This window comes from Gordonia sp. NPDC127522 (genome assembly GCF_042672305.1).
Taxonomy (GTDB): domain Bacteria; phylum Actinomycetota; class Actinomycetes; order Mycobacteriales; family Mycobacteriaceae; genus Gordonia; species Gordonia hongkongensis.
This window is the reverse complement of the sequence record NZ_JBHXVK010000001.1, coordinates 276,430-293,850: the sequence shown is the minus strand read 5'-3', so window position 1 is coordinate 293,850 and position 17,421 is coordinate 276,430. Positions and strand designations below refer to the sequence as shown.

Below are 17,421 nucleotides of genomic sequence, written 5' to 3'. Positions count from 1 at the left end.
GGCAAGGTGTCTGACCACTACACCCCGTATCCACCATCCACATCGAGCTTCTGCCCGGAGATGAAGTTCGCTCGATCGGATGCCAGGAACACGACGGCTTCGGCGATGTCGGCGGCCACCCCGAACCGCCGGAGCGGGATGTTCGAGCGGGTCACCTCGAGCGCACGCGCATCGAGGGCACCGGTCGAGATGAGTCGGTCGGCCATACCATCGGTCAGCATCCCGGGCCCCACGCTGTTGAACCGCACCCCGAAACGTCCTTCCTCGACTGCGAAAGCCCTGACCAGGGACTCGACCGCCGCCTTCGGACCGGCGGAGAGTCCGTCCCGCACAGGGAACCTCGCCGTCGCCGCAGTTGTCACGGCAGTCACCGAGCCATGTGCGCGGCGTAGCTCGGGCAAGGCCGCGGAGACCACCGTGAAGAACGAGGTCACTTCTCCCTGCAATGCAGTACCGAGCTGATCCGGGGAAACCTTCGACAGATGAACCATGGGGACGTGCGGGCCCGCCGCGTGGACGACGGTGTGTACTCCGCCGAACTGTTCGACGACCTCGGCGATCAGAGATTCCAGTGCGCTGCTGTCGGTCAGATCGATCGAGACACCTCGCGCAGACCGCCCGCCGGACTCGATGTCGGCGGCCACCTTGCGCGCGACGGTGCCGTTGTTCCGGTAGGTGAAGACGACGTCGGAACCGAGCTCTCCGAGTCGACGACAGACCGCGCTGCCGATACCGCCTGTCCCACCGGTGACCAACGCGGCACCGACCCGTGACCCGAACTCCGTCATCGTCTTCACTCCTCACCCGTACGTGTCCGCGACTCGCGCGACTCGTCGTCCTAGCCGAAACTGAGCCTGCGATGTGCCAGCTTCCAGCGACCCTCATGCTTCCGATATCTGTCGTTGTAGACACCGATGGCCTGCAAAGTCGGTGTGCCGACGTCGATTCCGACATAGAAGTGGAAGTAGCCCATGGAGTGGGCCTCGATGTCACCCGGCGTCACCGAGATGTTGGTCACCACGTGCACAGTGCCGGTACCCGGACCCTGGAGCCCACTCTCGCGTCGCTCCCGGGCTCCGTCGAGGACGTCCTGCCGACCTCGCCGCGCTTGGGGCGCGAGATCGATGACCTTGGACCCCGGGTACTCCCATACGACGTCGTCGGTCATGAGGTCCACGTACTCCTCCAGCGTCCCGAAGTCGGCCGCTTGCGCGAGCCGCGACATGAGGTCGGCGATGATCGCGATCTGCGCCACCCGCTCTGCTTGATCCACGTCAGGTGTTCCTTTCACCGATATGAGTGCCCGCATGCACCGGGCCGGTCGTGAAGCGATTGGTTCGGGAGCGGCGGTCTGCCGGCAAGACGCATCCGATTGCCTTACTCTTCGAGACGCCACTGCAGTAGCCGGACCGGTTCCTGCTCGGCGCTGACGAGCGGCTCAGTCCACTCCCCTCGTACCCGGGCGCCGATCCGCGGCGCCGCGACCTCGCCGATCAGGTTACCGACCAGACGGACCTCTGGATGCGCATCGATCTCGACGATGACCACGTCGTACGGTACCGAGTCGGTCAATGCTCGATGGGTCACGTGGTGAACCGTCGTGTAGCTGCTGATCACACCCGTCGGCGGCACCTCCGGATAATCGAACTCGAAACTGCCACAGGTGAAACAGAATTCACCGGCCGGATGCTGCACAACCCGGCAGGAGCGGCATGTCTGCAGCGCCAGGGTGCCGGACGTGAAGAACTGCCGATTCCGGTCGTCCAACAGCGGCAACGGCATGTCATCGGGAAGGTGACGCTTTCCGTCGGTCATGCTGCGCTCCTCGAGAACAGAACGGCACTGCCCGGCGGTGTCCCGGGGCCGGCCACGGACAGACTCAGCTCGACATCCGGCACCTGGTTCACCGATTCGCCACGGATCTGGCGCACGGCCTCGTTGATCAGTTGCAACCCGTGAATATAGGCCTCGGCGAGGTTGCCGCCGCTGGTGTTGATCGGCAGACCGCCATCGGGTGCCCGGAGCCGGCCGTCCGACACGAACGCCTCGAGCTCCTCCGGGCGACAGAAGCCCATATCAGCGATGGCCATCAGCGTTGTGCCGGTGAAATTCTCGTAGAACTGCGCCACATCGATGTCCTCCGGCCGTACTCCCGCCCGGTTCCACAGATCCCTGCCGATGGTTGCGTACCTGCCACTGGGAAACGCGTCGTCGTTGAACGCCCAGTAGCCGCCCTTCGGCTGCATCCCGCTCGCTGCCGCCCGGATGTAGGCCGGTGTGTTCGGCAGATCGCGTGCGTGCTCACCGCTGGTGACGACGATCGCGCAGGCGCCGTCGTTTTCCTGGCAACAGTCGAACAGGTGGAAAGGCTCGGCGATCCACCGTGACGCGTGATAGACCTCCCGGGACAACGGTTTCCCATACATGACCGCACGTGGGTTCTGCTGAGCGTGGGCGTAGGACGCCAACGCGATCTCGGCGAGCGCGTCCTGCGAGATCGAGTGATCGTGCATGTACTTCATCGCCAACACCGCGTTGAACGCGACCGGCGCACCCAACCCGTACGGCGTTCGGTATGCGGCCTCGCCGCCGACCAGGTTCGGACCGTGCACGAGCCCGTATCGTTTTGTCCCTTGCGCCAGCGCGCGGTAGACGACGACATTGCGCGCGTACCCGGAGCTCACGGCGGCGTCGGCCATCGCCACCGTTGCCGCACCGAGATTGCCGCCGCCGCTGGTGGGGTTCGCAGCGAACTTCAGATCGCCGAACCCCAGCCAGGACGCCATGTTCGCGGCTTTGAGGCCGGCAGAGTCGAGTGGCGTGTTGTACGTGACGACTCCGTCGATGTCAGCCATCTCCAGGCCGGCGTCCGCAACCGCGTTGCGAATGGCCGTCGAGGCCAACTGCTCAACGGTGTCGGGCGCACGTCCAGCTTTGTAGTACACCGATTCACCCACGCCGACCACCGCGGCTGACCCCAACATCTCGTGTCTGCTCCTCTGCGGCGTCGTCAGGCCGGTAGACGGTACAACTTGATCGAGTTCTCGCTCATGACCTTGCGGGTGACCTCCGGACCCCAGGGCTCGAGCACCTTGATGCCGTGCTCCACCGGACTCGGATACAGGCATGTCGGGTGCGGGTAGTCGGTCTCGAAAAGCACGTTGTCGAAGCCGATCCGGTCGAGGATGCGGCTCGGTCCGATCTCCTCGAACCAGAAGCAGGAGTACATGTGGTCACGGAACTGCTGCGTCGGGTTCGGCAACGACTTGCCGGGCATGGCCGAGTCGAGCATCTGGTACTCGAGTCGCTCCAGGACGTAGGGAATCCACCCGATGCCGCTCTCCACCGACACCCACTTGATCTTCGGGTAGCGGTCGAGCAGGTCACTGGTGAGCATGTTGGCGAGGACCTTGGCGTTGTGTAGCTCGATCATCGCCGCGCCGACGATGCCCTGGCGCCACTTGTCGCCACCCTCCCAGGTGCCCTTGTAGTACGCCTCCATGCCGAATTCCGATGCGCCGACGTGGAAGTTGACGACCATCTCCGTATCCGTGATGGCTTCCCACAGTGGGTTCCAGTCCGACTGAAGGAGATTCGGGAACCCCGCGGACTGCGGCTCGCTGCACATCGTGATGCCACGAAGTCCGAGTTCGGCACATCGCTCGACCTCCTTGGCCGAGGCCTCGATGTCCCAGAAAGGCAAGAGTGCCATCGGGAACATGCGCTCACCCGACTCCTCCTGGATGTCGGCCATCGCGGTGTTGTACGTCTTGGCGATCAGGAGCGCGAGGTCACGATCAGGGATCTTGGTGAGGCGGTGCGCACCGAAGCCGGCTGCGTTCGGGTAGACGATCTGGGCCCAGATGCCCATCTCGTCCATCCGCTCGAGTCGGGTCTTGGTGTCATACGAGCCGACGTCCACCTCGTCCCACTGCAGTCCGTTCTCGATGTTCCAGTCGAGGAACGACTGCTTGACGCCGTCCTTGCGGATGACCGAGCCCGCGCCGGCCGGTCGAGCGAAAACGTCATCACCGTTGTAATACCAAGTGTCGCGGCCGTTTTCGTCACGAACCTTGCGCGGCACGCGATCCTGGTCCTTCTTCGCAACGCGTGAGGTCCACAGATCACCCGGCTCGGTGAGGTGGGTGTCGGCGTCGACGACCTTCATGCCGGCGAGCGGGCCGGTGAGTAGCTGCTCGGGTGTAGCCATTTTTCGGGGTTCCTTCCAGTCATGCGGACTTCTAGAACATTAGTTTGCGGACTATTAGTCCGTCCATTCTCCTGACCGCTCAGTGGAAGCCCTGCCTCCACGCGTGCAACGGCCGGACCGAACGGAAAACGCTTCTGAACAGAATGATCACACAGTCGCCGGCACGATCTCGGCGGCCTGCCCACTGAGTAGAAGGATCGATTGACCCGGTTCTCGAACCAAACCTAATGTTCCGTCATCGCAGCAGACGAATACAACGGAAGGCTGGCCACATGCTGAACCTCGACTTTGACGCCGTCGTGACGGCGGCAAACGCCGACGGCGAATTCCCCCGGGTAGCGCGCTACTGGACGTGTCTTCTCCGTCTGTCGTTCGGCCGGGAGACGGTCACTTTCCGTCTCGACGACGGACACATCAGTGTGGGGCCGGCTGACGCCGAGCTGGGTCCGGACGATGTCCTCATCACAGCGCCGGCGCAGGAGTGGACCAAGCTGCTGGCCGCCGTTCCGGAGGCCGGCTGGCATGACCTCTACAAGGCCCACGGCTTCACGGTCGACGCGGACTTCCTCGTGTTCGGTCCGTACTACGCAGCCATCAGACGCCTGGTCGATCTGATGCGGGACCAGCTTCACGGAATACCCGCGGACACCACTCCGCAGCGGGTTAACCGGAAGTTCGACGACACCGTCGGCCGCTACCTGTATCTCGATGTCGACGGCGTCCAATACCGTGTCTACTACGAGCAGACCGGCACCGGAATCCCGTTGCTGCTCCAGCACACCGCAGGCGCCGACGGTCGCCAGTGGCGACATATCCTGGAGAACAGGGACTACCAGGACAAGTTCCAGATGATCGCCGTCGACCTACCTTTTCACGGCAAGTCCCTCCCCCCGGTCGGCCGCGCCTGGTGGACCGAGGACTACAAACTCACGCGCGACTTCCTCCTCCAGTTCTACGACGCATTCGTTGAGGCGCTCGAACTCGACCGACCTGCCTTCATGGGCTGCTCGGTCGGTGGCATGCTCGCACCCGACCTCGCCTACTACCGCCCCGGCAAGTATCGGGCAGTGATCGCGCTCAACGGCGCGCTCGCGATGCCTACCGAACATCTGGCGAGCCCGGACCGGGTCCGCAGCTGGTTTCATCCGCGCGTGTCCAACGAATGGAAGTCGTCGAGCATGCTCGGCGTCATGGCACCGACCAGTCCGGAGGCGTACCGCCGTGAAACCGCCTGGACCTACAGCCAGGGCGCGCCGCCGGTCTTCACCGGAGACATCTACTACTACATGCAGGACCATGACCTGACGGCCGAGCAGGCCGCCGAGATCGACACGGAGAAGACTTCGGTGTACCTGCTGACCGGTGAATACGATGCCCTGGCGATCACCGGGGGCAGCAAGCGTCTCGCCGAGGCCATCGACGGGGTGCACTTCGAGGTCAACCCGGGCGCCGGACACTTCGGCCCGTCCGAGAACCCGGTTGCGTTCACCCAGACGCTGGACCCCGTACTCACCGAGATCGCGAAGGCCTGATGCCGGCCTCTCGTCCGGCGCGATGGCCCACACGTCGCCGAGCGACGCCGTGACCGTCGCGTCCTGATGGAAGGCAGCCAGCACCGAGCGTCGCCCGACATTACGACCAAAACGGCACCGCTGCTGGCGATCGTCGTTGCGGCAACGCTCTTCCAAGCGTGCGTGCAGACAGTCATGCTCCCGCTTCTTCCGGTTCTCCCGGCGATCACCGGAGCCGACCGGGCAACGGTGTCATGGCTCGTCACCATCACCCTCCTGGTCGGCGCCGTGGTCAATCCGATCTTCGGACGCCTCGCCGACATGTACGGCAAGAAGCTGATTTTCATCGCGGCCCTCGTCATGATGACCACCGGATCGGCGGTGTGCGCCGCCACCTCGGACATCGGCTGGCTTCTGATGGCCAGGGGCCTACAGGGTGCCGGGTCCGCCGTCGTTCCGGTGGGCATCGCACTGCTCCGCGACCAATTGCCGAAGGCGGTCGCCGGGCAGGCGATCGCGATGGTCGCGGCGTCCTTGGGACTCGGTGCGTCGGTGGCGATTCCGTTCTCCGCCGTCGTGTCGCAGTATCTGCACTGGCATGTCACCTTTGTCATCACCACGATCCTGGGCGCGCTGACGGTCGTCGCGGCCGGGCTCGTCGTCCGGGAGTCCGCACGCAACCCTGTCGGCACGTTCGACGGGATCGGCGCCATCGGACTGTCCGTCGCACTCGTCGCGCTCCTGCTCCCGATCACCCAAGGCGCGAACTGGGGATGGACAAGCCCCCTGGTGTGGTCGCTGTCGGCGGCATCGTCAGTACTGTTCTGCTGCTGGACCCTTCAGCAGCTCCGTCATCGATACCCGCTCGTGAACCTGCGGCTTCTCGCCGAACGTAAGCTGTTGGTACCCAACCTCATCACTTTTCTGGTCGGATTCGCCTTCTTCGGCAACCTGCTGATCACCACCCAACTCCTGCAAGGCGGGCGGGACGGTGGAGCGGGTTACGGGCTCTCGATGGTGGTCGCGGCGGCGTGTCAGATCCCGGCGAGCGTAGCGATGATGTCGTTGGCACGGATCGCCGCGCGATCCACTACCCGGTTCGGCGCGCGTCGGACGATGCTCGTGGGCGCGGCCTTCCTGACCGTCGGCTACGGCATCCATTCCGTCCCGCACAAGCCGCTGTGGGGTGTCATCGGCGCCTTGTTCGTCACGTCGGTCGGCACTGCGATCTGTTACAGCACGCTGCCGTTGCTCATCGTCGAGGCCGCACCGGCCGACGAGATCGCGGCCAGCACCGGGATGAACGCTGTCATCCGCACCGTCGGAAGCACCACTTGCAGCGCCATGGTGGCTGCGGTGTTGTCGGTGTTCGCTGCCGGCGATGCCCACGGGTCCCCGTCCTGGTCGGGTTTCACCGCGGCATACCTCACCTGCTGTGTGTGTAGCGCGATCGTCATCGCCGCGGCGATCCTGCTGCCCGGGAAGCCCGCGCGCTCGCCGGTGGCCTCCCCGACGTGACGGTCCGCGGCTCCGCGCTGCGCGTGCCGGTCACGACGTATCATCCTGCAGAGATGGCTGACCATGGGAGGACGGCCGCACGCGTCCACATCGGAGATCATCGGTACCAATGAGAAACAGAAGCACCTCTACGCGGCCCGCGGACGCGTCCGACGCGGGTCCGTCATCGATCCCGATGACCGGCTACGCGACACTCGGACTGCTGTCACCGAACGAGCGCTTCACCGCGGTCGAGATCCAAGAACGCGCCTACAATCAGCTGCGGCACTTCTATTGGACGCCGGCGCTCAGCCACATCAGACGAGAACTGCGCCGTTTGGAGGACCTCGGTTACATCGATGCGACGGTGGTCCAGCAGGGCAGGGTGAAACGCACCCTCCGCTACAGCATCACCGACCTGGGATCAAGGGCTCTGGCCGAGTGGACCGAACGGCCGGACGCCGACCCGATGATCATCAAGAACACAGTTCTCCTCCGGCTGTGGCTCGGTCGTCGGGCCGAGGACCCCGACCGTGTGCTGGCCGCACTCGAGCGCCACATCGCCCACGTCGAAGAGGAACTCGCGTCCCTGGCCGCGCAAGCAAGCGCGGAGGCCAGAGCCCACAAGGAGCGGGTCCTGGCAATCGACCAACTGCCGACCTTCGACGATACGGACATGGCAACCTACGCCGGGCGAGCCGCCTGGCACCATGCGGTCATGGATTACTGCCGACGTCAGTACGAGCACGAATTGGCCAGTTCCCAGACGCTGTTGGCGGATCTCCGCTCGATCTCCGATTAGGACACCAATGCCGCGGCGAGGGTTCGGAAATGATCCCGAACCTGCGCCGCGGCACCAGTCGACACTGTCGTGTCTCGACTCAGCCGAGATAGCCGAAGCCGAAAGCCGTTGACCGCCGACCGTTGACAGTCGTGTTTCCCTGTTGATAACTGACCGAGAAGTCGTTGAGGAATGGGTAGGGATAGTCCAGCTCCGGACGGGACAAGCGGGAGAGCTCCTCGAGCTGATGATCGGACAACGTGACCTGGGCCGAAGCCAGATTGTCGCGCAGTTGTCCCACGGTTCTCGCACCGACGAGCACGGATGTGACGACATCCTGCTGACGCACCCACGCCAGCGCCACCCCGGCGCTGGTGGTGCCGAGCTCGTCCGCAATCCGAGCAACGACATCCAGAAGGTCATAGTCCTTCTCGGTCAGCTGCGCGCCGGCGAACACGGCCCGTCGGGAGTCGGTCACCGTTTCCGATCCACGGGTGTACTTGCCCGACAACACACCTGAGGCCAGGGGGCTCCACGTGGTGACACCGAGCCCCAGCTCACGAGCCACGCTGAATTGCTCGCCCTCCGCGGACCGCCGCATAAGGGAGTACTCGACCTGAATGCCCGCGGGTGGTTCCCAACCCTGGAACCGAGAAGTCGTCGAGGCCTGGGCGGTCCACCAGGCCGGGGTGTTGGACACACCGAAGCTGCGGATCTTGCCGGCTCTGACGAGACTGTCCAGCGTGGCAACAGTTTCCTCCAGCGGGGTGTTGCGGTCCCAATGGTGCATCCACAGTACGTCCACATAATCCGAATTCAGCCGTCGCAGAGACGCTTCGACCTGAGTGTGAATCGCCTTGCGCCCCGCGCCCCCGGCATTGGGGTCGTCAGGCGACAACGAGGACCCGAACTTCGTCGCCAAGACCACTCGGTCACGGCGACCGGGCCGCGCTGAAAAATATTGTCCGAGAGTTGTTTCGGACGCACCACCGTTGTACTGATTTGCCGTGTCGAGGAAGTTCCCGCCGAAATCGAGATAGCAGTCGAGTAGCTCGAAGGCATCCTCCGGAGCAGTGCCCGAGGTCCCGTCGTCGAAAGTCATGGTTCCGAGCGCCAAACTGCTCACCCGGAGCCCGGTCCGCCCGAGCGTCCGATAGTCATCGAGTTCTGTCATCGGTATGTCAACCTTTCGGTGTCGAGTAGTAGTTGTTTCGGATCCGTCAGGACTCCGGAAACAGGTTCGCGAGTGTGCGATTCACCGAGCGGCAGAAATCAGCCATCTCGTCCGGGGAATCGATGTAGGCCGACGGTTTGATCGCCAAGGTGTCACATCCTGCTGCCAGCCGCGTGGGTGCCACGGCCTCCAGCGCTCGCTCGATATCGGCAGGCCCCCCGCCGCGAGGAAACTCCGGAGGCGCCACCCATCCGACGATCTCCAGTTCGTCAGCACGGCGACCGACGTCCCGCATCGCGGCGTCGAGTCGGTCTCGGTCGTCCGTATCGAGGGGGAAACCCAGAAACAGTCCGTCTCCGTGTCGACAGACGCGACGCAGGAGCGCCGGACTCAGCGAATCGCCGCCGAACCAGGTGGTCACCCTGCCGGACGACGGCTTCGGCGAAAAGTACGTGTCGTCGAACTGGTAGAATTCGCCATGATGTGTCGCGGGGGTGTCGCGCCACAACGCCTCCCAGATCATCAGGTGCTCGTCGAGGCGTCGCCCCCGAGTCGCGAAGTCGACCTGCAGGGATTGGTACTCCTCGACATGCCAACTCACCGAAGGCATCACAGTGAGTCGCCCGCCCGAGATCAAGTCCAACGTAGCCATGTCCTTGGCCGCGATGATCGGGTGCCGCAACGGCGCGATGAGCGCGGCAGCGACGAGCCTGATCGTCGACGTCGCTCCCGCAATGGCCGCCAGTTTGATGAGCGGCGACGGCCACGGGGTGGCCGGATCCTGCATTCCTGGTCGCACCCAGTCCCTCGGCTCTTCGGGTGCTCCCAGCGCGTTCGCCGAGCCACCCATCACCACGTGTTCGCTGACAAACAGACTCGAGATGCCCTCGTCCTCAGCCGCTTTGGCCATGTCGAGATGGCGGCGCTCGTCCTTGGGCTCGAGAAGGGTCAGCAGCTCGCTCATCGCCAGCATGACCTTGGGACGTCGTCCGGAATAGTTCAACGTTGCTCAGCTCCTTCGTCTTTCGACGCACGTTCGGCGAGGTCGGCACAACCCGCCCCCGATACTGCTCACTGTCTTGAAGCGGACATCTCCGATGCCGCTCGATAACCGAAGACCATCCCGAGGCCCAGTGGTACTCCTGGACCGGGGTACACATGGCCCGCCACGGATGCCGTGGAGCCACCCGCGGCGAACAAGCCCGGGATCGGGGCTCCGTCGTCGCCGAGGACACGGCCGTCACGGTCGATGACGGCACCGCCTTTCGAACCGAGATCACCCAGCACTATCCGGACCGCGTGCAAGTCCCCCTCGGTCAACGGGACGAGCACGCCATTCGGTCCGTCACCGACGCCGAAGAACCTGTCGTAGTCGTCCTCGCCTCGGTGAAAATCACTGTCGAATCCAACTTTCGAGAACTCGTTGAACCGGTCGACCGTGGCCCGTAGATTCCTCGCGGGCACTCCGATTCGCTCCGCGAGCTCTTCGGGCGTCCGACCGCTGCGCCACAGACCCGCGGCTCGGAATTCCGTCGCGTCGGGCAGCGGTCCGGAGAAGCCGCAGAAGCCCGGGATGCTCTCGGTACGGGAGTCGAAGATCCACCAGAACTCGGCCTCCGGTCCGAATTTCGCGTATTGCTGCTTCAGTGCGTGCCCCATCTGGTCATACGGCAGCGACTCGTTCGCGAACCGTTGCCCGTCCGGATCGACGAAGATCCCACCGGAGATGATCGAGGCGAAGACCGAGTGCCCGCTCGGGAACAAGACCGAGGGGCACCACCACGCCTCGTCCAGCAGATCGACGGCGGCTCCGACCGATCGAGCCGCCTCCATGGCATCGCCGGTGTTGGACCCAACCGGCGAGGACGTCCAGGCGGCGCCGGGCAACCCGTGATGCTCTCGCCGACGGCTCTCATCGCACTCGAACCCACCGGCAGCGAGCAGCACCCCGCTGCGTGCCGTCACCGATTCGCGTCCCTCCCCCGCCACCACTCCGGTGACCCGCCCGTCCGTCAGCACGAGCGAGTGCATCGGACACTGCGTACGGAGATCTGCGTTTCCGGTTCCGTCGAGTGCCAGCAGGAGTCGCCCGATGAGAGCCTGACCGCCGTCGAGCAGATCCCTGGACTCGGGCAGTCCGAACATGTCTGCACCGATCATGGGTCTGATGAGCGTCAGTCGTTCTCCGAGCACATTCCCGGCAAGCGGGAGCGGCCGAATCGTGCGACCGTCGGGCAGAGCCCGCCCCGGGGCATCGAAGTAGTCCGGGAAACGATGGTGGGCGAATTCGATCGCCTCGTCTGCCTCCAAGAACTCCACGAGATCCGGGCCCGTGCGCACGTAGGTCTCCTGCAGGTCCCGCGGCGTGCGGTCACCTACCGTGGCGCGTACGTACGCCACGCCGGCATCCACGGTGTCATCGACGCCGGCCCGACGGAGAGCGGCGTTGCCCGGCAACCAGATGCCTGCGCCCGAGTATGCGCTGATCCCACCGATGACGGGCGCCTTCTCCAGGACGAGCACTTGCATCCCACGTGTCGCGGCGGTGTACGCCCCGGTCAGTGCCGCCGCACCGGATCCGACGACGATGACGTCGACCTCGGTCGGCAAGGTCTTTCCATCCGCGGTATCGCCCATGACACCCATCTCTCTGAATCGTTCGTACAAACCTCGACTGCGGTGACGCTAGTCACGGCCGCGAAGAGTTCACCGAGGAGTTCCCGATGGGCGGAAGATTCTGACGTCCAATCGATCTCCTCTTCCACTGGCCGGAAGTCTCGATCCGAAGTCGGCCACCGATCCAATAGCCTCGCCGGCACGTGGTCTGTGCACCGTGGAACGCCGCATCCCGCGGTCATTCGTATGGAGCGAAAGGTTGGCGATGACGAGTCGTCTGGAGGGCAAGGTCGCTTTCATCACGGGCGCGGCCCGCGGTCAGGGCAGGGCACACGCGATACGACTGGCATCCGAAGGTGCCGACATCATCGCGATCGACAACAACAAGACCGCCGACACCACCGCCTACGCCGGACCGACCCCGTCCGACCTGGATGAGACCGCCCGCCTGGTCCGGGCGACCGGCCGGCGCATCGTCGCCCGCGAGGTCGATGTACGAGATTTCGAAGGGCTGTCCGCGGCGGTACACGACGGCGTCGCCGAACTGGGTCGACTCGACATCGTCGTCGCCAACGCGGGCATCTGCTCGGCCGCCATGTCGTGGGAGATCTCCCTCGAGCAGTGGCACGAGACCATCGACACCAACCTCACCGGTGTCTTCTACACGGCGAAGGCGACGGTCCCCATCCTGATCGAGCAGGGCACCGGTGGCTCGATCATCGTCATCAGCTCGGCCGCCGGGCTCCGCGGGATGCCATTCGTCGGCCACTACGCCGCGTCGAAGCACGGCATCGTCGGCTTGGCGCGAACGATGGCGAACGAACTCGGCAGCCACCGGATCCGCGTCAACACAGTCCATCCGGGTGGCGTCAACACCGAGATGACGATCCCGGACATGTCGCCGTACCTGGAGCAGTACGCCGAGACGCTCGCACCGATGTTCATGAACGCGTTGCCGTACACGGTGTCCGAGCCCGAGGACATCGCGGACACAGTCGCCTTCCTCGCGTCCGATGAGTCTCGGCACATGACTGGATCCGAAGTTCGGGTCGACCTCGGAATCCTCGCCCGCTGAGGCATTTCGGTGCTCACCATCGATGGACGACGAGCACCGGAATGCTCAACGAGCAGTGAATCCGGCGTCCACGGGTAACGCGACCCCGGTCACGTAACGGCCCATCTCACTGACGAGGTAGAGGACCGCATCCGAGACGTCATTCGATTCGACCCACGGCACCGGGAGGATGTTGCTGACCGAATCACCGAATGCCTCGGGGTTCTCGGCGAACAGCCGCTCGACATGCGGGTTCTGGATCATCGGTGTGGCCACACCCGTCGGGTGCACGGTGTTCACCCGGATGCCCATCGGGCCGAGCCAGTGTGTGAACGACCTCATCAGTCCGACGACCCCGTGCTTCGACGCCGCGTAGCCCGACGCTCCGCCGCTGCCATTTCCGCCGGTGCCCTTGAGTCCCTGGGTGGAGCTGGTCAACACGATTGCGCCCGATCGCTTCTCGATGAGACTCGGGACTGCCGCGATCACGGTGTTGTAGACGCCGACGAGGTTGATGTCCAACAGGTCTCGGAACACCGCGGACGGATCGTCCTCCGAACCCATCGCGGCGATCCCGGCGTTGGCGACGATGATGTCCAACCCGCCCAGCTCAGATTCGCCCTCCGCCACCACTTCCTTGAGTCGGTCGATGTCACGAACATCGCCCTGCCGAGCGATGATTCGGCGCCCGAGGGCCTCGACTGCCGCGGCGGTCTCGACCAGATCGTCCGACGTCGCCAGATCGTACGCGACGGTCGGCACCTGGTCGCAGATGTCCAGGGCGACGATGTCCGCGCCCTCTCGCGCGAACCGGATCGCGTGACTTCTACCCTGACCACGCGCGGCTCCGGTGATGAACGCGACCTTCCCGTCCAGCATCCCCATCATGTTCTCCTGTCTGTTACGGCAACCAACGATTGAGCGTCTCGACGACGCATCCGGGACGGTCAGAACCCTCGAGTTCGGCGGTGATGCGGATCTTCACCTGAACCCCGCCGGCCGGTACGTCCGCGCAATCGAGGATCTCGCCGCGGCCCCGCAGACGGGAACCGACCCTGACCGGTGCCGGGAACCGGACCTTGTCGACGCCGTAGTTCACACCCATGCTGACGTTCTCGACATTCAGCATCTGGGGCAGGAACAGATTGCACAGCGACAAGGTCAGATACCCATGTGCGATGGTCGACCCGAATGGCGATGACGCGGCACGAGTCGTGTCGACATGGATCCACTGATGGTCCCCGGTCGCATCGGCGAATCCATCGATCCGCGGCTGTTCTATCGCCAGCCAGCCCGTCGGTCCGATGGAGGCTCCCACCGCGTCTCGAAGACCGTCGACGCCGTCGACGACCAGGGGCGCCGCCCCGCCGCCTGTCATGATGTCCATCCCTGCACCGCCTTTCGTGTCGGCTTGTCGCTCACGGGCTTTCTTCGGTGATTCACTCCGAGGCCGCTCGCGGACGCCAGGTCAGCGCGAGGAGGACGGCGGTGAGCGCGATGGCCGCGCCGACAGCGACGGCGCCACCGGCCCACCCGTCCACCACGAGGCCCGCTGCGTGGTCGATCGAGACCTGTCCGGGACCGATCACCCCGATCACCGCCGCGACGACGGCGAGAACCATCACGTACTCGTATCCGTCTTTGAACACGAAGAAACCGTTCGTCCGGTGCGCCAGCAGCCCGGCGACGAGCATCACCGACACGACCGCGGCGGCGGCCAGTGGAGTCACGAGGCCCAGGATCAGCAGCACGCCCGCGCCGATCTCGGTCGCCACGCTCAGCCATGCCTGCGCGACGCCATGCCGTAGGCCCAGTCCGCTGAACCACCGGGCAGTTCCCTCGATCCGTCCACCACCCACCCAGTGATTGACGCCGTGCATGATCATCGTGCCGCCGAGCGTCACCCGGAGCATCAGAAGCGCCACGTCCTCCGCACCCATCAGATGACGCCGTTCTCGCTGAATTCGCGGATCGTGCGCGAGTCGTAGCCGAGGATCTCGCCGAGCACGTACTCGTTGTCCTCGCCGTAACACGGTGCGCCACGATCGATCATGCCGCCGATATGGGACGGCGACTCACTCATCTCGACGGGGAACTCCGCGACCGGCCAGGTACCGATTTTCGTGCCGGTGACCTCGGTGAGCCAGCGCAACTCGGCCAGTTGGGGATCGGATTCGCATCGATCTTCGGCGGTCTGACAGACTCCCGCCGCGACTCCCGCACCCTGCAGCGTGTGCATGAGCTCATACCGATCCCGGCCGCTCGTCCACATGGAGATCAACGAGTCCAGTTCGTCCTGGTGTGCCATCCGCTCGGCGAGCGTCGCGAATCGCCGATCATCACGCCACTCCGGATGCCCCGCGACGGTGGTGACTGCGGCCCAGTCGGCATCGTCGAAGCACGCGATCGCGATCCACCGGTCGACGCCGTGGCACGGATAGATCCCGTGCGGAGCCGCCGCCTTGTGCGGCGACCGGTTGCCGATGCGCTCCCACGACGTCCCGTTCGCGCTGTGGTCGAGCATCGCCAGCCCGGACAGGTAGATCCCGGTCTCGGTCTGCGAGGCATCGATCCACTGGCCCTTGCCCGTTCGGCCACGGTAATGAAGGGCCGAGAGCATGGCGAGGGAGAAGCTGTAGGCACCGATCCAGTCGAGGTAGGAGTATCCCCACCCGGCCGGCATCGCCGGTGTCGGAAGTCCCGACATCTCGCTGAGCCCGGACAGCGCGGCGGCTATCGGGCCGACGGCCCGGAAACGTCCGTAGGTGCCCGCCGTCCCCATCCCCGACTGCTGCGCGTAGATGATGTCGGGTTTGATCGAGCGGAGCTCGTCGTATCCGAGTCCCCAGCGATCCATCACACCCGGCGAGAAGCCTTCGGCGACGATGTCCGACACGGCGACGAGTTCACGAGCGATCTTCAGGCCGTCGGGATGCCGGACATTCAGCGAGAGGCCCCGCTTGCCCGCGTTCTTGTTGTTGAACTGTCCACCCATGTCGCTGTCGGTCACGCCCGGGATCGGCTCCGTGGCAGCCTGTCTCGCGGCGCGGCCGCCGACCGGCGCCATCGCTCCCAGCCGCGTGTCGGGATGTGCTGCCCACTCGACCTTGATGCATTCCGCCCCGAGCGCCGAGAGGAAGCGGGTCCCCCCGGCCGAGGCGAGGAACCAGGTGAAATCGAGGACGCGGATGCCGTCGAGCGCCATCGGCTTGCCGTGGACAGAGGGCCGGTTCCGATGCCATCGCGCAGCCCCGACGCTCGTCGTTGCCGCGGTGGAATCGGCAGCGACCTCGCCGGTGTCCTCGCCGAGCAGGGGCGCTCGCCGGCCGGGCGACCAGGACGTCTCCGACGACAACCACTTGCTGGTGGCGTAGGTGAATGAGCGGTCGTGTTCAGGATGTTCGATCTCGCTGAACGTGCTCCGGGCGGTCCAGTGCTGGTCTGCCAGGTTCTCTTCCGGCTTCCGGATCGGTACGCACATCACCCCCGCTTCCTGCGCTTCCCGCCACGGAGCGGTCTCGTAGGTGAATCTCCGGAAGAGCCGCTGGACGACGTCCTGGAGGTGGTTGAGTGGCTCGGTGCTCGGACCACTGCCGGGAATCGCGCGGCCCCCACGGTCGACGGCGCTCTCATCGACCTCCAGATCGGCCGCCATCCCGTAGCTCTCCAGGAACCGGATCATCTTGGTGCGGTCGCGATTTCCCACGAGCGTGAAGATGAACCAGCGGCCGTCCTTGGTGTGCAGGAGATTGGTCCCGGTCGCCACCGTCTCCCCGGCGTGCTGGCAGGTCTGCCGGTACAGCGGGACGTGCCGCATCACCCAATTCATGAGGTCCAGTTCGGTGTTCTTCGCCACGGCCTCGTGGACGGCGCACGAGACGATCTGCCCCCGACCGTACTGCTGCCGGTACACGAGAGCCCCGACGATCGCGATCAACAACTGTTCGCTCGCAACGTGATAGGCGTGCCAGAGCTGTGGCGCGATCGGCGGTAGATCGTACGTTCCGCTCGGCTGTGGCGAGTAACCGCAGTTCATCGCCTGACCACCGAGGGCGAGATGCACCAGATCCGAACCTCGGTAGTCCCGCCACGGACCCGTCTCGCCGAACGGTGTCATGCGCGCCACGACCAGACTCGGGAACTCCCGCCGAAGCGTCTCGGCATCGGTGCCCAGCGCCCGCCGGGAGTCGCCCTCCGACGGCGACCTCGAGTCGATGATCACGTCCGCCCCCTGTAACAGGGTCTTCAGCTCGACGGCACCGTCCGGTGTGTCCACGTCGATGACCACAGACCGTTTTCCGCGGTTGTAGTTCCAGAAGTACAGCGACCTCTCGGGGTCGACCACACCGCCGTAGAACGGCCCGATCTCTCTCGTGGGGCTGCCGCCGGTCGGTTCGATCTTGACCACGTCGGCGCCGAGACCTGCCAGGACCAGCCCGCAGTACTCGGCCTGCTCATCGGCGATCTCTACGACTCGGACACCGGCCAACAGTTGCGTTTCCATAGCGGGGACTTTAGTCGCAAGACTATTAGCATGTCGGTGTCCTCCCGGCCAGTGAGAGGCCCTCGGTCCACCAC

The 17,421-nt window shown here is 65.0% G+C and carries 16 protein-coding genes; 4 read left to right on the top strand and 12 right to left on the bottom strand.

Annotation, left to right across the window (positions count from 1 at the left end; genetic code table 11):
• Positions 1-17 precede the first annotated feature (17 nt).
• The 5 genes from ACFVHY_RS01410 to ACFVHY_RS01390 all read right to left on the bottom strand — a co-directional run bounded on the left by ACFVHY_RS01410 (position 18) and on the right by ACFVHY_RS01390 (position 4,210).
• The gene (locus ACFVHY_RS01410) at positions 18-788 is read right to left on the bottom strand and encodes an SDR family NAD(P)-dependent oxidoreductase (protein ID WP_390267387.1); all 771 of its coding nucleotides are present in this window, start codon (positions 786-788) and stop codon (positions 18-20) included.
• 50 nt (positions 789-838) lie between these two features.
• Positions 839-1,273 carry a nuclear transport factor 2 family protein gene (locus ACFVHY_RS01405; RefSeq protein ID WP_390267384.1) on the bottom strand — a complete coding sequence of 145 codons (435 nt, stop codon included), beginning with the start codon at positions 1,271-1,273 and terminating at the stop codon, positions 839-841.
• A gap of 104 nt (positions 1,274-1,377) precedes the next feature.
• Positions 1,378-1,815 carry a Zn-ribbon domain-containing OB-fold protein gene (locus ACFVHY_RS01400; RefSeq protein WP_390267381.1) on the bottom strand — a complete coding sequence of 146 codons (438 nt, stop codon included), beginning with the start codon at positions 1,813-1,815 and terminating at the stop codon, positions 1,378-1,380.
• Entirely contained in the window at positions 1,812-2,984 is a 1,173-nt protein-coding gene (locus ACFVHY_RS01395; protein WP_390267378.1) for a lipid-transfer protein, read from the bottom strand. Before ACFVHY_RS01395 ends, ACFVHY_RS01400 begins: the two co-directional genes overlap by 4 nt.
• A 26-nt stretch (positions 2,985-3,010) precedes the next feature.
• Positions 3,011-4,210: an amidohydrolase family protein gene (locus tag ACFVHY_RS01390; RefSeq protein ID WP_390267375.1), complete on the bottom strand. Its 1,200-nt coding sequence runs from the start codon at positions 4,208-4,210 to the stop codon at positions 3,011-3,013.
• 272 nt (positions 4,211-4,482) lie between these two features.
• On the opposite strand from ACFVHY_RS01390, the gene ACFVHY_RS01385 reads away from it, so the two are divergent.
• The 3 genes from ACFVHY_RS01385 (at position 4,483) to ACFVHY_RS01375 (ending at position 8,020) form a co-directional block, all read left to right on the top strand.
• Entirely contained in the window at positions 4,483-5,742 is a 1,260-nt protein-coding gene (locus ACFVHY_RS01385) for an alpha/beta fold hydrolase (protein WP_390267372.1), read from the top strand.
• 66 nt (positions 5,743-5,808) lie between these two features.
• A complete protein-coding gene (locus tag ACFVHY_RS01380; RefSeq protein ID WP_390267369.1) occupies positions 5,809-7,239 on the top strand; it encodes an MFS transporter in 1,431 nt (476 codons plus the stop codon).
• Positions 7,240-7,348: 109 nt separating this feature from the next.
• Complete coding sequence (locus ACFVHY_RS01375; RefSeq protein WP_390267366.1) at positions 7,349-8,020, top strand: PadR family transcriptional regulator; 672 nt, start codon at positions 7,349-7,351, stop codon at positions 8,018-8,020.
• A 79-nt stretch (positions 8,021-8,099) separates the two neighbouring features.
• Here ACFVHY_RS01375 and ACFVHY_RS01370 read toward each other — a convergent pair whose 3' ends face one another.
• The 3 genes from ACFVHY_RS01370 to ACFVHY_RS01360 all read right to left on the bottom strand — a co-directional run bounded on the left by ACFVHY_RS01370 (position 8,100) and on the right by ACFVHY_RS01360 (position 11,810).
• The gene (locus tag ACFVHY_RS01370; protein WP_390267364.1) at positions 8,100-9,173 is read right to left on the bottom strand and encodes an aldo/keto reductase; all 1,074 of its coding nucleotides are present in this window, start codon (positions 9,171-9,173) and stop codon (positions 8,100-8,102) included.
• A gap of 46 nt (positions 9,174-9,219) precedes the next feature.
• Positions 9,220-10,176, bottom strand: coding sequence for a TIGR03619 family F420-dependent LLM class oxidoreductase (locus ACFVHY_RS01365; RefSeq protein WP_390267361.1), 957 nt, complete (start codon positions 10,174-10,176; stop codon positions 9,220-9,222).
• Positions 10,177-10,244: 68 nt separating this feature from the next.
• On the bottom strand, positions 10,245-11,810 hold the full coding sequence (locus tag ACFVHY_RS01360; protein WP_390267358.1) for an FAD-dependent oxidoreductase: 1,566 nt from the start codon (positions 11,808-11,810) through the stop codon (positions 10,245-10,247).
• A gap of 244 nt (positions 11,811-12,054) precedes the next feature.
• Between ACFVHY_RS01360 and ACFVHY_RS01355 the strand changes: the two genes are divergently transcribed.
• Positions 12,055-12,864 (top strand): mycofactocin-coupled SDR family oxidoreductase, encoded by an 810-nt coding sequence (locus tag ACFVHY_RS01355; RefSeq protein ID WP_390267355.1) that lies wholly within the window; start codon positions 12,055-12,057, stop codon positions 12,862-12,864.
• Between the two features lie 45 nt (positions 12,865-12,909).
• Here ACFVHY_RS01355 and ACFVHY_RS01350 read toward each other — a convergent pair whose 3' ends face one another.
• The 4 genes from ACFVHY_RS01350 to ACFVHY_RS01335 are packed head-to-tail and all read right to left on the bottom strand — an operon-like array spanning position 12,910 to position 17,347.
• Positions 12,910-13,731, bottom strand: a complete 822-nt coding sequence (locus ACFVHY_RS01350; RefSeq protein ID WP_390267352.1) for a mycofactocin-coupled SDR family oxidoreductase — start codon at positions 13,729-13,731, stop codon at positions 12,910-12,912.
• A 13-nt stretch (positions 13,732-13,744) separates the two neighbouring features.
• Positions 13,745-14,230 (bottom strand): MaoC family dehydratase, encoded by a 486-nt coding sequence (locus ACFVHY_RS01345; protein ID WP_390267349.1) that lies wholly within the window; start codon positions 14,228-14,230, stop codon positions 13,745-13,747.
• Between the two features lie 52 nt (positions 14,231-14,282).
• Positions 14,283-14,783, bottom strand: coding sequence for a DoxX family protein (locus tag ACFVHY_RS01340; protein WP_390267346.1), 501 nt, complete (start codon positions 14,781-14,783; stop codon positions 14,283-14,285).
• Positions 14,783-17,347, bottom strand: a complete 2,565-nt coding sequence (locus ACFVHY_RS01335; RefSeq protein WP_390267343.1) for a CoA transferase — start codon at positions 17,345-17,347, stop codon at positions 14,783-14,785. The genes ACFVHY_RS01340 and ACFVHY_RS01335 overlap by 1 nt, the downstream gene beginning before the upstream one ends.
• Positions 17,348-17,421 lie beyond the last annotated feature (74 nt).

Bases quoted from the DNA above. Each gene is read 5' to 3' on its own strand.
- ACFVHY_RS01410 (WP_390267387.1), bottom strand. From the start codon at position 788: ATGACGGAGTTCGGGTCACGGGTCGGTGCCGCGTTGGTCACCGGTGGG.
- ACFVHY_RS01400 (WP_390267381.1), bottom strand. From the start codon at position 1,815: ATGACCGACGGAAAGCGTCACCTTCCCGATGACATGCCGTTGCCGCTG.
- ACFVHY_RS01395 (WP_390267378.1), bottom strand. From the start codon at position 2,984: ATGTTGGGGTCAGCCGCGGTGGTCGGCGTGGGTGAATCGGTGTACTAC.
- ACFVHY_RS01390 (WP_390267375.1), bottom strand. From the start codon at position 4,210: ATGGCTACACCCGAGCAGCTACTCACCGGCCCGCTCGCCGGCATGAAG.
- ACFVHY_RS01385 (WP_390267372.1), top strand. From the start codon at position 4,483: ATGCTGAACCTCGACTTTGACGCCGTCGTGACGGCGGCAAACGCCGAC.
- ACFVHY_RS01380 (WP_390267369.1), top strand. From the start codon at position 5,809: ATGGAAGGCAGCCAGCACCGAGCGTCGCCCGACATTACGACCAAAACG.
- ACFVHY_RS01375 (WP_390267366.1), top strand. From the start codon at position 7,349: ATGAGAAACAGAAGCACCTCTACGCGGCCCGCGGACGCGTCCGACGCG.
- ACFVHY_RS01370 (WP_390267364.1), bottom strand. From the start codon at position 9,173: ATGACAGAACTCGATGACTATCGGACGCTCGGGCGGACCGGGCTCCGG.
- ACFVHY_RS01360 (WP_390267358.1), bottom strand. From the start codon at position 11,810: ATGGGCGATACCGCGGATGGAAAGACCTTGCCGACCGAGGTCGACGTC.
- ACFVHY_RS01355 (WP_390267355.1), top strand. From the start codon at position 12,055: ATGACGAGTCGTCTGGAGGGCAAGGTCGCTTTCATCACGGGCGCGGCC.
- ACFVHY_RS01350 (WP_390267352.1), bottom strand. From the start codon at position 13,731: ATGATGGGGATGCTGGACGGGAAGGTCGCGTTCATCACCGGAGCCGCG.
- ACFVHY_RS01345 (WP_390267349.1), bottom strand. From the start codon at position 14,230: ATGGACATCATGACAGGCGGCGGGGCGGCGCCCCTGGTCGTCGACGGC.
- ACFVHY_RS01340 (WP_390267346.1), bottom strand. From the start codon at position 14,783: ATGGGTGCGGAGGACGTGGCGCTTCTGATGCTCCGGGTGACGCTCGGC.
- ACFVHY_RS01335 (WP_390267343.1), bottom strand. From the start codon at position 17,347: ATGGAAACGCAACTGTTGGCCGGTGTCCGAGTCGTAGAGATCGCCGAT.